Raw genomic sequence first — 15209 nt, forward strand, 5'->3', positions numbered from 1 at the left:
ATTAATTGACGCTGAGCGGCCAGTGAACGTAGCTCTGCCAGAGTTTTTCCTGTTCCAGCAGTTCGGCGCCGAGAGGGTGGCCAGCCAGCCAGGTGTCCGGCAATGACAGATGCAGCGTTTCGCCGTCGGCCTGGAGCTTAATTTCGGGCAGGATATCGTCCCTGCGGCGGTTTGCAAAAATAATCGCCAGACGCAACAGGCGGCAAAGCCTTTCCGCCACGCGCGGCGGAACCGCATTTTGCTGGTGGAGCGAAGAGAGATCGACAGGATTGGTCTGGTTAAGCAGCAGCGTTGCCAGCAATTTTTTCTGTGCGGGAGTGTATCCCGGTAAATCCAGGTTTCTCACCAGATAGGCCGCATGCTGCGGGGCATGTTTAAAATCGATGCTTAAGCCAATTTCATGCAGCAGAGCGCTGCTCGCCAGCATCTGCTGGCTGAGGGGATCAAGGTCCCACGGTTCTGCGATTTGTGAAGCAAAATTCTGCGCAAGCTGTTCCACTCGAGCCGCCTGGCTGGTATCCACCATAAAACGGCGCTGGACATTACGCAGCGTTCTCTGACGGATCTCCTGGTCAACCGCAAGATGCAGCATTCCATAGACCAAACCTTCACGCAGCGCGCCACCAGCAAGCGTCATGCATTCAATATCAAGCTGTTGGAAGATAGCGATGAGAATGGCCAGACCGCTTGGGAAAACCAGCGCGCGCTCAAGCGTAAGGCCTTCAATTTCCAGCTCTTCCAGCCGGCCGCACTGAATTGCTCGCTGTTTTAGCTGCTGCAGTTTTGCAAGGGTAATGCGTTCATCCATTCCCTGCGCCATCATGATTTCCTGCAGTGCCTGCACGGTTCCAGACGCGCCAACACAAATCTTCCAGCCGTGGCTTTTAAGCTCGGCAATGACCGGATTGAGCACTTCTGCAGCCGCCGCTTCTGCAGCCGCGAAGTTTTCCTGACCGAGATTTCTGTCGCTAAAGAAACGCTCCAGCCATGTGACACAGCCCATTGAGAGGCTGAATAACGAGGTTGTTTGCGCCCCGATGCCCGTCACCAGCTCGGTACTTGCTCCACCGATATCAACGACCAGACGTCGATCGTCGCCGCCGGTGGTGTGGGCAACGCCCTGATAAATCAGACGAGCTTCTTCTTCACCACGAATAACCTGCACCGGGCAACCCAGTATTTCCTGCGCTTTTTGCAAAAAAACATCGGCATTAACGGCGAGGCGCAGCGTGGCTGTAGCCACAACGCGAATTTGATTCTGAGGAATATCCTGGAGTCGTTCGGCAAATAAGCGCAGGCATTGCCAGCCGCGCTCCATGGCTTCCGGGGAGAGAACGCACTCGCTGTTGAGGCCAGCAGCGAGGCGAACTTTTCGCTTAATGCGGGTCAGGGTTTGTATGCTTCCTGCCACCTCACGCACAACCAACATATGAAAACTGTTAGAACCCAGATCAATTGCTGCATAGAGTGAGGCGGTACTAAGCATAGATTTTTTTAACCTGCGCGACGACGATTACCACGAGGAGCGCCACCGCGGCGTGGGCCGTTGCCAGGGCGGCTTCGGGTCAGACGTTTTGGCGGTGGGAACTCATTTAACAGTGCTTCAGCGTTATATTTGCTCACCGGAATAGCATGGCCAATATAGGTTTCAATTGCCGACAAGTTCAGCGCGTAGTCTTCACAAGCGAGGCTGATCGAATGACCGCTGGCGCCAGCACGACCGGTACGGCCGATGCGGTGAACGTAATCTTCACAGTCATCAGGCAGATCGTAGTTGAAAACGTGAGTAACAGCTGGGATGTGCAGGCCGCGAGCCGCCACGTCTGTTGCGACCAGAATATCCAGATCGCCACGAGTAAACTCTTCCAGAATACGCAGGCGTTTTTTCTGCGCGACATCGCCGGTCAGCAGCCCAACCCGATGACCGTCGGCAGCCAGATGGCCCCAGATATCTTCACAGCGATGTTTAGTGTTAGCGAAGATGATGGCACGGTCCGGCCATTCTTCTTCGAGCAGCGTTTGCAGCAGACGCATTTTCTCTTCGTTAGAAGGATAGAAAAGCTCTTCTTTAATGCGGTGACCGGTTCTCTGCTCGGGCTCAACTTCTACATATTCCGCATTGTTCATCTGCTCGAAAGCCAGTTCACGTACGCGGTAGGAAAGCGTGGCTGAAAACAGCATGTTCAGGCGCTGGGTTACCGGCGGCATGCGGCGGAACAGCCAACGAATATCTTTGATAAAGCCGAGATCGTACATGCGATCCGCTTCATCAAGGACCACAACCTGAATCGCGCCGAGATTAATGTGATTTTGTTTGGCGTAGTCAATCAGTCGGCCGGTGGTGCCGATCAAAATATCGACGCCGCTTTCCAGCACTTTCAGCTGTTTGTCATAGCCGTCGCCACCATAGGCAAGGCCAAGCTTCAGGCCGGTCGCCTGAGCTAACGGTTCCGCATCAGAGTGAATCTGTACCGCTAACTCGCGGGTTGGCGCCATAATTAAGGCGCGCGGTTGATTCACCTGACGGTTCTCTGGAACCGGATGAGAAAGTAAATAGTGGAACGTGGACGTCAGAAACGCCATCGTTTTGCCTGTACCGGTTTGCGCCTGCCCTGCAACGTCACGATTCGCCAGAGTCAGCGGAAGTGCCAGTGCCTGAATTGGGGTGCAGTTATGGAACCCTTTATTTTCAAGGGCTTCAATCACCTTAGGGTGCAGGGCGAAGTCGGAAAACTTCTTTTCGGTCAAATGTGTTTTGCTCATAGTGTGGTAGAATATCAGTTTACTATTGCTTTACGAAAGCACATCCGTTGAAATAAACCGGGTGAAATAAAGTCACCCCAAGTTGGTTAATGCTACACCAACAAGGTAGACATAATCCTGTGGAGTTGAACATGAGCGATAAAATTATTCACCTGACTGACGGCAGTTTCGACACGGACGTGCTTCAAGCTGAAGGGTTGATTCTGGTTGATTTCTGGGCAGAGTGGTGTGGTCCATGCAAAATGATCGCCCCGATTCTCGACGAGATCGCTGATGAATATCAGGGCAAAATCACCGTAGCTAAGCTGAACATCGACCAGAACCCGGGCACGGCACCGAAGTACGGCATCCGCGGTATCCCAACCTTGTTGCTGTTCAAAAATGGCGAAGTCGCTGCGACCAAAGTTGGTGCGCTGTCTAAAGGCCAGTTAAAAGAGTTCCTCGACGCCAACCTGGCATAATGGAATCTCAGCCGGTGCGTGCCGCACTTGCATTTTTTTGCGAGCTGCTGGACGCCCGGCGTCACACATGCTAAGTTACCTATGACTTCGCTTTAAACTTGCCCTTAAGTTTGAATCTTTGTATTACCTTAATGCTTCCCGTTCGCTGTCAAATCAACTCGCTTTTACAGCAATCACAACGGACGCATAACCGAATTCGGGCTTATCACCCATTCCGTCTCGTCGTTTCAGTTCTGCGTTTTTCCTATGACCAGGCAGCGATCAGACATGTGTGGTAGCCATTAAACAGGCATGGATGACCCTGCCATACCATTCACGAAACTAAGTTCGAGATTTACCCCGAGTTTAAGAACCCACCATTATGAATCTTACCGAATTAAAGAATACGCCGGTTTCTGAGCTGATTACTCTCGGCGAAAATATGGGGCTGGAAAACCAAGCCCGCATGCGCAAGCAGGACATCATTTTCTCCATCCTGAAGCAACACGCTAAGAGTGGCGAAGATATCTTTGGTGACGGTGTGCTGGAGATACTGCAGGATGGATTTGGTTTCCTCCGTTCCGCAGACAGCTCCTACCTCGCCGGTCCCGACGACATCTACGTTTCTCCCAGCCAAATCCGCCGTTTCAACCTCCGCACAGGGGATACCATCTCCGGTAAGATTCGTCCGCCAAAAGAAGGCGAACGCTACTTTGCGCTGCTGAAGGTTAACGAAGTTAACTACGATAAGCCGGAAAATGCCCGTAGCAAGATCCTGTTCGAAAACTTAACGCCTCTGCATGCAAACTCTCGTCTGCGTATGGAGCGTGGCAACGGTTCTACCGAAGACTTAACCGCGCGTGTACTGGATCTGGCCTCGCCAATCGGTCGCGGGCAGCGTGGTCTGATCGTGGCACCGCCAAAAGCCGGTAAAACCATGCTGCTGCAGAACATCGCGCAGAGCATTGCCTACAACCACCCAGACTGTGTGCTGATGGTGCTGCTGATCGACGAACGTCCTGAAGAGGTAACCGAGATGCAGCGTCTGGTTAAAGGTGAAGTTGTTGCTTCTACCTTTGATGAGCCGGCTTCTCGCCACGTTCAGGTTGCTGAAATGGTTATCGAGAAGGCGAAACGTCTGGTTGAACATAAGAAAGACGTTATCATTCTGCTTGATTCCATCACTCGTCTGGCTCGTGCCTACAACACCGTTGTTCCGGCATCGGGTAAAGTCCTGACGGGGGGGGTGGATGCGAACGCCCTGCATCGTCCAAAACGCTTCTTCGGTGCTGCGCGTAATGTGGAGGAGGGCGGTAGCCTGACCATTATCGCCACCGCGCTGATTGATACCGGCTCTAAAATGGATGAAGTCATCTACGAAGAGTTCAAAGGCACCGGTAACATGGAACTGCATCTGTCCCGTAAGATCGCTGAAAAACGCGTCTTCCCGGCCATTGATTACAACCGTTCCGGTACGCGTAAAGAAGAGCTGCTTACCACGCAGGAAGAGCTGCAGAAAATGTGGATTCTCCGCAAAATCATTCACCCAATGGGTGAAATTGATGCGATGGAATTCCTCATCAACAAGCTGGCGATGACCAAAACCAACGATGACTTCTTCGATATGATGAAGCGCTCGTAAGCAACAAAAACTCGGGGAACGCCACGCTTAGTCGTGGCGTTTTTCGTTTCTGCTCTATACGATATGTACGCGGCTAATTCCTATAGCCAGCTTTATGATGGCAGTAGATACTGCGTCATCATCTTTGATTATTTTGTTTGCCTGTATTATTTGCTGCAGCTTCAGGGAGGAATTTGTGACTAATACCTGTCTTGCAGGGAGATTTAAATATGTTGTTGCGTCTGGTCTTCCATTTTTCCGAGAGCCTGCACTGTGAATCTACTCACCGCTGGAACTGACCTGATCCTCATTTTTTTATTCACTACTGCATTCCTTTTTTGTGCGCGCAAAGTTGCCCGCCGCGTTGGCCTGGTTGATAAACCCAATTTCCGTAAACGCCATCAGGGGACGGTCCCGCTGGTAGGCGGTATTTCCGTATTTGCCGGTGTTTGCTTTACTTTTTTGATCGGCAATTATTATATCCCGCATCTTTGGCTATACCTGTTATGTGCCGGCACGCTGGTACTGGTAGGTGCCCTGGACGATCGTTACGACATTAGCGTGAAAATTCGTGCTGCGGTTCAGGCAATTATTGCGATTGTAATGATGGTCATCGGCAATCTTTACCTTGGTAGCCTCGGCTATATTTTAGGCCCCTGGGAATTGATGTTGGGGCCTTTTGGTTACTTCCTGACTCTGTTTGCGGTTTGGGCGGCAATCAACGCTTTCAACATGGTGGATGGCATTGATGGGTTGTTAGGGGGACTCTCTTCGGTTTCTTTTGCAGCCATGGGCATCATCCTTCTGCTGGATGGTCAGCACAGCCTGGCGATGTGGTGTTTTGCCATGATCGTTGCCATTTTGCCTTATATCATTTTGAATCTTGGCCTGTTGGGTCGGCGCTATAAAGTTTTTATGGGCGATGCCGGCAGTACGCTGCTTGGTTTTACAATTATCTGGATCCTGCTGGAAACCACCCAGGGTAAAACACATCCTATCAGCCCGGTCACCGCGTTATGGATTATCGCGATTCCGCTGATGGACATGATTGCGATTATGTATCGACGGTTGCGCAAAGGTATGAGTCCGTTCTCCGCGGATCGGCAGCATATTCATCATTTGATTATGCGGGCGGGGTTTACCTCAAGGCAGGCTTTTGTGCTGATTACTCTGGCCGCAGCGCTGCTTGCTGGTATCGGCGTTGCCGGTGAATATGTGCACTTTGTTCCAGAATGGCTGATGTTGGCATTGTTCTTGCTAGCATTTGTGCTATACGATTTTTGTATTAAACGAGCCTGGAAAGTCGCTCGTTTTATCAGGCGCCATAAACGTCGCATTCGCAGAAACAACGTAAACATTTAGTCTGACTTGAATTGGGGAAGCGATGAAAGAGCATATGCCAGGTAATTACCCGGTAGTAGAGAACGAGCTGGATATCCGCGGCCTGTTCCGTACGCTGTGGCAGGGCAAATTCTGGATTATCGGAATTGCCTTTGTGTTTGCCCTTATTGCGCTGATTTACACCTTTTTAGCGAAACAAGAGTGGAGTGCAACGGCTATCACTGACCGTCCAACGGTCAATATGCTGGGGGGCTACTATTCTCAGCAACAGTTCCTGCGCAACCTCGATGTGAAAGCTAATATGGCGACGGCGGATCAGCCTTCGGTCATGGACGAAGCCTATAAAGAATTCGTTGTGCAGCTTTCTGCGTATGATACCCGCAGGGATTTCTGGCTACAGACGGATTACTACAAGCAGCGTCAGGTAGGTAACAGTAAAGCGGATGCCGCGCTGTTGGATGAGATTGTCGACAATATCCAGTACACCCCGGGCGATAGCGCACGCAATATCAGCGACAGCGTTAAGCTTGTGGCTGAAACCGCAGCGGATGCCAATAACCTTTTACGGCAATACGTTGCTTTCGCGAGTCAGCGTGCGGCCAGTCACCTGAACGAAGAGCTTACTGGGGCCTGGGCGGCGCGTACCGTTCAGATGAAAGCGCAGGTGAAACGGCAGGAAGCCGTCGCGCAGTCTATCTATGACCGTAAAGTAAAAAGTCTCGAGCAGGCGCTGAAAGTTGCACAGCAGCAAAATATCACCCGTAGCGAAACAAACGTCCCCGCAGAAGAGCTTCCAGATTCGGAAATGTTCATGCTAGGCCGGCCTATGTTGCAGGCGCGGCTGGAGAGCCTTCAGGCCGTAGGCCCTGATTTTGATATCGATTACGATCAAAATAGGGCAATGCTTAATACGTTGAATGTTGGCCCGACCGTTGACGCGCGTTTCCAGACCTACCGTTATTTACGCACGCCAGAAGAACCCGTTAAGCGTGACAGTCCCCGCCGTGCATTCTTGCTGATTATGTGGGGTGCGGTTGGGGCGCTTGTTGGTGCTGGCGTAGCGTTATCTCGCCGTTCGAAAACCGCTTAGGCCTATACCCTGTGGCGGGGCGATGGAATGCCTCCACTTTATTCAACATAAGAGAATCACCGTGAAAGTATTAACCGTTTTTGGCACGCGCCCGGAAGCTATTAAAATGGCGCCGTTGGTGGATGCGTTGGCAAAAGACGCGTTTTTTGACGCGAAAGTATGTGTAACGGCACAGCATCGTGAGATGCTGGATCAGGTATTACACCTCTTTTCCATTACGCCAGACTATGACCTAAACATTATGAAACCGGGGCAGGGCTTGACGGAAATTACCTGCCGTATTCTGGAAGGGTTGAAGCCTATTTTGGAATCCTTCAGGCCGGATGTTGTTCTGGTTCATGGCGATACAACCACGACCGTTGCTGCAAGCCTTGCTGCATTCTACCAGCGTATTCCTGTTGGACACGTTGAAGCGGGGCTGCGTACCGGCGACCTTTACTCCCCGTGGCCGGAGGAAGCCAACCGTACATTAACCGGACATCTTGCTTCCTGGCATTTTGCACCGACGGAAAACTCGCGTCAGAACCTGTTGAAAGAAAATATCAGCGAGCAAAATATTTTTGTTACGGGCAATAGCGTTATTGATGCCTTGCTCTCTGTACGAGATCGCGTGCTGACTCAGGAAGCTGTGCGTCAGGAAATAGAGGCGAAACACCCCTTCCTTGATGCCAGAAAAAAAATGATCCTGGTCACCGGACACCGTCGGGAAAGTTTCGGTGAGGGGTTTGAACGTATTTGCCGCGCGCTGGCAAAAATTGCCTCTCAAAACAGCGATGTGCAGATCGTTTATCCTGTGCATATGAACCCAAACGTCAGTGAGCCGGTAAGACGAATTTTGGGACACGTTGATAATGTGGTTTTGATCGAGCCTCAGGAGTATCTGCCGTTTGTTTATCTCATGGATCGCGCCTGGCTTATTTTGACGGATTCCGGCGGGATTCAGGAAGAGGCACCTTCTTTGGGGAAACCCGTTTTAGTGATGCGTGAAACCACTGAACGTCCTGAAGCTGTTGCCGCAGGTACCGTGCGGTTGGTGGGAACTGATGAAGAGCGAATTGTGGCAGAAGTTACTCGACTGCTCAGTGACGATCGGGAATATCAGGCGATGAGCCGTGCCCATAACCCTTACGGGGATGGAGAAGCCTGCAGACGTATTTTGAATGCCTTAAAACAACATCAGGTGAGATCATGAGTTTTTCCACCATCTCCGTTATTGGCCTTGGGTATATAGGCCTGCCTACCGCTGCCGCGTTCGCCTCCAGTAAGCGAAAAGTCATCGGCGTGGACATTAACCAGCGGGCGGTGGACACCATCAATCGAGGTGAAATTCATATTGTTGAGCCTGATTTGGACAAGGTGGTGAAAGCTGCCGTTGAGGGTGGATACCTGAGTGCTACCGTGCAGTCCGTCGAGGCCGATGCTTATCTGATTGCGGTGCCAACCCCTTTTAAGGGCGATCATGAACCCGACATGGTTTATGTGAAATCTGCTGCAGAATCCATTGCTCCCGTACTGAAAAAGGGGGCGCTTGTGGTGCTGGAATCAACGTCTCCCGTTGGCGCGACGGAGCAAATGGCGGAATGGCTGGCTGCCCTGCGTCCGGATTTGAGTTTCCCTCAACAGGTAGGGGAGCTTGCGGATATCAATATCGCCTATTGCCCGGAACGCGTTTTACCGGGGCAGATTATGGTTGAACTGATCAAAAATGACCGCGTCGTTGGCGGTATGACGCCGGTATGTTCTGCCCGTGCTAGCGAGTTGTATAACATTTTCCTTAAAGGTGAATGTATTATCACCAACTCTCGTACAGCTGAAATGTGCAAGCTGACGGAGAACAGCTTCCGCGATGTCAATATCGCTTTCGCTAACGAACTCTCCCTTATTTGTGCCGATCAGGGGATTAATGTCTGGGAACTTATCCGGCTGGCCAATCGCCATCCTCGCGTGAATGTGCTGCAGCCTGGGCCCGGCGTTGGCGGGCACTGTATTGCGGTCGATCCATGGTTTATCGTTTCGCAAAATCCGGAGCAGGCTCGTCTTATCCGTACCGCACGTGAAGTGAACGACGGCAAGCCGTTCTGGGTCATTAATCAGGTTAAAGCTGCGATAGCCGATTGCCTGGCTGAAACAGGCCGCCGCGCCAGCGAATTAACCATCGCCTGCTTCGGTCTTGCTTTCAAACCCAACATTGATGATTTACGTGAAAGTCCGGCAATGGAAATTGCCGAGATACTGGCCGAATGGCACAGCGGTAAAACGCTGGTGGTGGAACCCAATATCCACGAGTTGCCTGTGAAGCTTGCCGGCCACTGTGAGTTAACTTCGGCAGAAGTCGCGCTTGCGCAGGCTGACGTGCTGGTGATGCTGGTCGATCATAAAGAGTTTAAAGCTGTTCCTGCCGACAAGGTGCATCAGCCGTGGATTGTAGATACCAAAGGCGTCTGGCGGTAACGGATGATGAACCCAATTCACGGCACCCTGGCTTCTCTTGAGTGGGAAAACCGTTTCTTTGATGTCAACAGCTGTGTGGTTCATTTCTCCGAAGAAGCACCTGCGCTGCAGGAAGAACAGTTAAATACCTGGTCGCGCGTCCAGGCAAAAATCCCGTCTCATCGCACCGACTGGCTGGATGGCTTGCAGCAGCTTGGCTTCCAGCTTGTCGAAGGTGAGGTGGATTTGGTTCTTTCTGTTGGCACGCAAAATGCAGATATTACCGTCGATATCGCCCAGCCGAATGATATCCCTTCGCTTCGTCAGTCGGCTTCTCAGGTATTCACGCAAAGCCGCTTTCGTACGCCCTGGTATAAGGCCGGGGACAGCGGTCGTTTCTATGCGCAATGGATCGAAAATGCCGTCCTTGGCACGTTTGACCATCAGTGTCTGTTGCTGCGGAACGGCGATGAGCTCCCGGGCTTTGTGACGTTGCGGCAGCTAAATGATGCAGAGGCCAGAATTGGCCTGCTTGCCGGACGAGGTTTAGGCGAGGAACTGATGGCTGCTGCGCAAGACTGGTGTCGTCAGCGTGGTTTGCAAACCCTGCGGGTGGCAACTCAGGTGAGCAATACCGCCGCGCTGCGTCGCTACATTAAAAGCGGTGCCACCATAGAAAGCACCGCCTTCTGGTTATACAGGTGAAAAAATGATCCCATTTAACGCTCCGCCGGTCGTTGGAACAGAACTTGAATACATGCAGGCTGCAATGGGTAGCGGCAAACTGTGCGGAGACGGGGGGTTTACTCGCCGTTGCCAGCAATGGATGGAGCAACGTTTTGGCAGCAAGAAAGTGCTGCTCACGCCGTCTTGCACAGCTTCGCTGGAGATGGCCGCTATCCTACTGGATATCAAGGCTGGCGATGAAGTGATCATGCCTAGCTACACTTTTGTTTCTACGGCTAATGCCTTTGTGCTTAGAGGGGCCACCATCGTCTTTGTGGACGTGCACCCTGATACCATGAACATTGACGAAACAAAAATTGAAGCGGCAATTACTGAAAAAACGCGTGCTATCGTGCCGGTTCATTACGCTGGTGTGGCCTGTGAAATGGACACCATCATGGCTATCGCCAAAAAATATAACCTGTTTGTGGTGGAAGATGCCGCTCAGGGCGTGATGTCGACTTATAAAGGCCGCGCGCTGGGTGCAATTGGCCACATCGGGTGTTTCAGTTTTCATGAGACGAAAAACTATACTGCGGGTGGTGAAGGTGGTGCGACACTCATTAACGACCCAGCTTTAATCGAGCGGGCAGAAATTATTCGTGAAAAAGGCACCAACCGCAGCCAGTTCTTCCGCGGTCAGGTGGATAAATACACCTGGCGTGATATTGGTTCAAGCTACCTGATGGCCGACCTGCAGGCCGCTTATCTTTGGGCACAGCTTGAGGCGGCAGAGCAAATTAATCAGCAGCGCCTGAAGCTGTGGCAAACCTATCATGATGCTCTTGCGCCTTTAGCAAAAGCCGGGCGTATCGAGCTTCCGGCCATACCTAAAAACTGCGTGCAGAACGCCCATATGTTCTATATCAAGCTACGAGATATGGAGGATCGCAGCGCGCTGATTTCTTACCTGAAAGAAGCTGAGATCATGGCGGTGTTCCACTATATTCCGCTTCATACCTGCCCGGCTGGCGAGAAATTTGGTCGATTCCATGGGGAAGATCGTTTCACGACTCGTGAAAGCGAGCGTTTGCTCCGTCTGCCGCTGTTCTATAACCTGTCGCCGGTGAACCAACGCACCGTCATCAATACGCTACAAAGTTACTTCGCCTGAGATGTCGCTAGCTAAAGCTTCAGCGTGGACCGCCGGGTCCACGCTGGTAAAAATTGGCGCCGGTTTGCTGGTGGTAAAAATGCTGGCCGTTGCATTTGGCCCTTCAGGAGTGGGGCTGGCCGGTAATTTTCGCCAAATGGTGACCGTATTGGGCGTGCTGGCCGGTGCAGGGATTTTTAACGGCGTTACTAAATATGTTGCTGAACATCATGACAATCCGGTTCAGTTAAAGCGAATACTCGGCACCTCTTCGGCGATGGTGTTAGGTTTTTCCTCGCTGCTGGCCGTGATTTTCGTTCTGGCCGCGCGACCGATAAGCATTGGGTTGTTTGGTCATGCGGACTACCAGAATCTGGTGCGTCTGGTGGCCCTGATCCAGATGGGCATTGCCTGGGCAAACCTGTCGCTTGCCATTATGAAGGGGTTTCGTGATGCGGCGGGTAACGCACTTGCGTTAATTGCAGGCAGCGTAATTGGCGTGCTGGCTTATTATGTTTGCTATCGTTTAGGCGGCTATCCGGGGGCGCTGCTCGGCCTCGCGTTAGTTCCCGCTTTGGTGGTCGTTCCTTCGATGCTGATGCTGGTCCGGCGTGAACATGTTCCGCTGAGCTATTTGAAACCGAGCTGGGATAAGCTACTGGCCAGTCATCTTGGGAAGTTCACGCTCATGGCGCTGATCACTTCAGTCACGCTCCCCGTGGCCTATGTGATGATGCGTAACCTGCTGGCGGAACACTATAGCTGGGATGAGGTCGGTATTTGGCAAGGGGTTAGCAGCATTTCTGATGCGTATTTGCAGTTTATCACTGCATCTTTTAGCGTTTACCTATTGCCGACGCTTGCTCGCTTGAAAGAAAAAAGCGCCATTACGCGTGAAATTGCGCGCTCGTTAAGGTTTGTTCTGCCCGCCGTGGCGGCAGCAAGTCTGACAGTCTGGCTGCTGCGTGATTTCGCCATCTGGCTACTGTTTTCACCAAAATTTATCGCCATGCGTGATTTGTTTGCCTGGCAGTTGGTAGGGGACGTGCTGAAGGTCGGCGCCTATGTGTTTGGCTATTTGGTTATCGCGAAGGCGTCTCTGCGCTTTTATATTCTGACTGAAATCAGTCAGTTTATTTTGTTAACCGGCTTTTCGCGTTGGCTGATCCCCGCCCACGGTGCGCTAGGGGCGGCCCAGGCTTATATGGCTACCTATATTGTTTATTTTGCGCTCTGCTGTGGCGTATTCCTCATTTATCGTAGACGAGCATGACAACACTGATTCACGTATTGGGATCTGACATCCCGCATCATAATCAGACGGTATTGCGTTTTTTTAACGACGTTCTGGCCGCCACGACACCTCATGCACGAGAATTTATCGTGGTTTCAGAGGACCGAACTTTGTTGTCCGCTTTTCCGGCGCTGTCGATTTCTCTATGCCCTTCAAAGCAGTCTATAGCCGCAGAAGTTCTGGCAAAAGCGCGCGCTAACCGGCAGCAACGTTTCTTTTTTCACGGACAGTTTAACGGCAGCCTTTGGATTGCCTTGCTAACCGGGGGGCTAAAGCCGGAGCAGGTGAACTGGCATATCTGGGGGGCCGACCTTTATGAGGTTTCACGCAGCTTTAAATTTCGGCTTTTTTACCAGTTACGCCGTTTTGCGCAGGGGCGAGTTGGGCGTGTTTTTGCCACGCGTGGGGATTTAAGCTATTTCCACCGGCGGCACCCGCAGGTGCCTGGCGAGCTGCTGTATTTCCCAACGCGTATGGATCCGAGCCTTAATACGATGGCTGTTGATCGTCAAGGCAGCGGGAAGTTGACGTTGCTCGTGGGCAATTCTGGTGACCGCAGTAACCAGCATGTTGGTGCACTGAAGGCTATTCATCAGCAATTTGGCGACACGGTACGCATTGTTGTGCCGATGGGATACCCGGCAAATAACGAAGCTTATATTGCAGAGGTAAAGCAGGCTGGCAGCGGTTTGTTTAGCCCAGAAAACGTCGACGTGCTGACGGAAAAAATCGAATTCAATGATTACCTGACTCTGCTGCGTCAGTGCGATCTCGGCTATTTTATCTTTGAACGCCAGCAGGGGATCGGCACGCTTTGTTTACTGATTCAGGCCGGGATCCCCTGTGTGCTGAACCGAAAAAATCCTTTCTGGCAGGACATGGTTGAGCAGCATATTCCGGTGCTCTTTACCGGAGATATCCTTGATGAGGCAACCGTGCGGGAAGCCCAGCGCCAGCTACGCTTACTGGATAAACAAAGCATCGCTTTCTTTAACCCTAACTATATCGATGGGTGGCATCGCGCGTTGAGCACCGCGGCTGGAGAGCAAAAATGAGTCTGACGCAGTTTGGCGGGTTATTTGTTGTCTGGTTCTTATCGGTCGGGTTCATCGGATTGTTGACGTATCAGGAGTTTCGCCGCGTACGCTTCAACTTCAACGTCTTCTTTTCACTGCTTTATCTGTTGACCTTTTTCTTCGGCTTTCCGTTTACCTGTACTTTGGTGTTTCGTTTTGGGGTATCGGTGGTGCCTGCGGATGTGCTTTTACAAGCTCAACTCGCGGCAGCCTGTTTCTATGGGATTTACTATGTGACCTATAAAACGCGGCTTAGGGCGAAGACGGGGCATAGGGAACGGCGTCCGTTGTTTACCATGAACCGCGTTGAGACGCATCTGACGTGGATCATGCTGGTGTTAGTGGCTCTGATCAGCGTCGGTATCTTCTTTGCCCATAACGGCTTCTTGTTATTTAAGCTGCATTCTTACAGTCAAATATTCTCCAGCGAAGTGTCAGGCGTGGCGCTTAAACGCTTTTTCTATTTCTTTATACCAGCCATGCTGGTGGTGTACTTCCTGCGTCAGGACAGTCGGGCCTGGATCTTCTTCCTGGTCAGTACTGTGGGTTTCGGTCTGTTAACGTACATGATTGTCGGCGGGACGCGGGCCAACATCATCATCGCCTTCGCCATCTTCTTGTTTATCGGCATTATTCGCGGGTGGATCTCTCTTTGGATGCTGGCGGCGGCGGGCGTGTTCGGCATTGTTGGAATGTTCTGGCTGGCGCTTAAGCGCTACGGCTTGAACGTGAGCGGTGACGAAGCGTTTTATACATTCCTTTATCTGACTCGGGATACGTTCTCTCCGTGGGAAAATCTTGGTCTCTTGCTGCAAAATTACGACAAGATTGAATTCCAGGGGCTGGCGCCCATCATTCGCGATTTTTACGTATTCATCCCCAGCTGGGTCTGGCCAGATCGTCCTGGCACAGTGCTGAACACCGCGAATTATTTCACCTGGCAGGTGCTGAACAATCACTCGGGGCTGGCCATTTCCCCAACGTTGATAGGCTCGCTGGTGGTGATGGGCGGCGTGTGGTTTATCCCGCTCGGGGCGGTTGCCGTCGGCTTGATTATCAAATGGTTTGACTGGCTGTACGAGCTGGCGAACAGAGAAAGCAATCGCTATAAAGCGGCAATAATCTATGCGTTTTGCTTCGGGGCGATTTTCAATATGATCGTTCTGGCTCGTGAGGGGCTGGACTCTTTTGTTTCACGGGTGGTGTTCTTCATGGTCATTTTTGGCGCCTGCCTGGTTGTGGCAAAATTACTTTATTGGCTATTTGAAAGTGCGGGGCTTATTCATCAGCGCCTGCGCCGCGTGCCCTCAGTCGACACGCAAAATGCATGACAAG

13 protein-coding genes are annotated in these 15209 nt (G+C 51.8%); 11 read left to right on the forward strand and 2 right to left on the reverse strand.

Annotated features, from left to right (window positions below; translation table 11 throughout):
- Nucleotide 1 precedes the first annotated feature (1 nt).
- Nucleotides 2-1486 (reverse strand): guanosine-5'-triphosphate,3'-diphosphate diphosphatase, encoded by a 1485-nt coding sequence (gene gppA, locus F3J29_RS21575; protein WP_166869161.1) that lies wholly within the window; start codon nucleotides 1484-1486, stop codon nucleotides 2-4.
- Nucleotides 1487-1494: 8 nt separating this feature from the next.
- The gene (gene rhlB / locus F3J29_RS21580) at nucleotides 1495-2763 is read right to left on the reverse strand and encodes an ATP-dependent RNA helicase RhlB (protein WP_008455563.1); all 1269 of its coding nucleotides are present in this window, start codon (nucleotides 2761-2763) and stop codon (nucleotides 1495-1497) included.
- A gap of 131 nt (nucleotides 2764-2894) precedes the next feature.
- On the opposite strand from rhlB, the gene trxA reads away from it, so the two are divergent.
- The 11 genes from trxA (at nucleotide 2895) to wzyE (ending at nucleotide 15205) form a co-directional block, all read left to right on the forward strand.
- Entirely contained in the window at nucleotides 2895-3224 is a 330-nt protein-coding gene (gene trxA / locus F3J29_RS21585) for a thioredoxin TrxA (RefSeq protein WP_008455560.1), read from the forward strand.
- A gap of 361 nt (nucleotides 3225-3585) precedes the next feature.
- Nucleotides 3586-4845, forward strand: coding sequence for a transcription termination factor Rho (gene rho, locus F3J29_RS21590; RefSeq protein ID WP_008455558.1), 1260 nt, complete (start codon nucleotides 3586-3588; stop codon nucleotides 4843-4845).
- Nucleotides 4846-5097: 252 nt separating this feature from the next.
- A complete protein-coding gene (gene wecA / locus F3J29_RS21595; protein ID WP_166869163.1) occupies nucleotides 5098-6186 on the forward strand; it encodes a UDP-N-acetylglucosamine--undecaprenyl-phosphate N-acetylglucosaminephosphotransferase in 1089 nt (362 codons plus the stop codon).
- Nucleotides 6187-6208: 22 nt separating this feature from the next.
- Nucleotides 6209-7255, forward strand: coding sequence for an ECA polysaccharide chain length modulation protein (wzzE, locus tag F3J29_RS21600; RefSeq protein ID WP_166869165.1), 1047 nt, complete (start codon nucleotides 6209-6211; stop codon nucleotides 7253-7255).
- A 61-nt stretch (nucleotides 7256-7316) separates the two neighbouring features.
- Nucleotides 7317-8447, forward strand: coding sequence for a non-hydrolyzing UDP-N-acetylglucosamine 2-epimerase (gene wecB, locus F3J29_RS21605; protein WP_166869167.1), 1131 nt, complete (start codon nucleotides 7317-7319; stop codon nucleotides 8445-8447).
- Nucleotides 8444-9706 (forward strand): UDP-N-acetyl-D-mannosamine dehydrogenase, encoded by a 1263-nt coding sequence (wecC, locus tag F3J29_RS21610; RefSeq protein ID WP_166869169.1) that lies wholly within the window; start codon nucleotides 8444-8446, stop codon nucleotides 9704-9706. Before wecB ends, wecC begins: the two co-directional genes overlap by 4 nt.
- A gap of 6 nt (nucleotides 9707-9712) precedes the next feature.
- A complete protein-coding gene (gene rffC / locus F3J29_RS21615) occupies nucleotides 9713-10390 on the forward strand; it encodes a dTDP-4-amino-4,6-dideoxy-D-galactose acyltransferase (protein WP_166869253.1) in 678 nt (225 codons plus the stop codon).
- Nucleotides 10391-10394: 4 nt separating this feature from the next.
- The gene (gene rffA, locus F3J29_RS21620) at nucleotides 10395-11525 is read left to right on the forward strand and encodes a dTDP-4-amino-4,6-dideoxygalactose transaminase (RefSeq protein WP_166869170.1); all 1131 of its coding nucleotides are present in this window, start codon (nucleotides 10395-10397) and stop codon (nucleotides 11523-11525) included.
- A gap of 1 nt (nucleotide 11526) precedes the next feature.
- Entirely contained in the window at nucleotides 11527-12777 is a 1251-nt protein-coding gene (gene wzxE, locus F3J29_RS21625) for a lipid III flippase WzxE (RefSeq protein ID WP_166869172.1), read from the forward strand.
- A complete protein-coding gene (locus F3J29_RS21630; protein WP_166869174.1) occupies nucleotides 12774-13853 on the forward strand; it encodes a TDP-N-acetylfucosamine:lipid II N-acetylfucosaminyltransferase in 1080 nt (359 codons plus the stop codon). The genes wzxE and F3J29_RS21630 overlap by 4 nt, the downstream gene beginning before the upstream one ends.
- A complete protein-coding gene (wzyE, locus tag F3J29_RS21635) occupies nucleotides 13850-15205 on the forward strand; it encodes an ECA oligosaccharide polymerase (protein WP_166869176.1) in 1356 nt (451 codons plus the stop codon). Before F3J29_RS21630 ends, wzyE begins: the two co-directional genes overlap by 4 nt.
- Nucleotides 15206-15209: the final 4 nt, after the last annotated feature.

The sequence above is a fragment of the Enterobacter sp. Cy-643 genome (assembly GCF_011752815.1).
GTDB lineage: Bacteria > Pseudomonadota > Gammaproteobacteria > Enterobacterales > Enterobacteriaceae > Cedecea.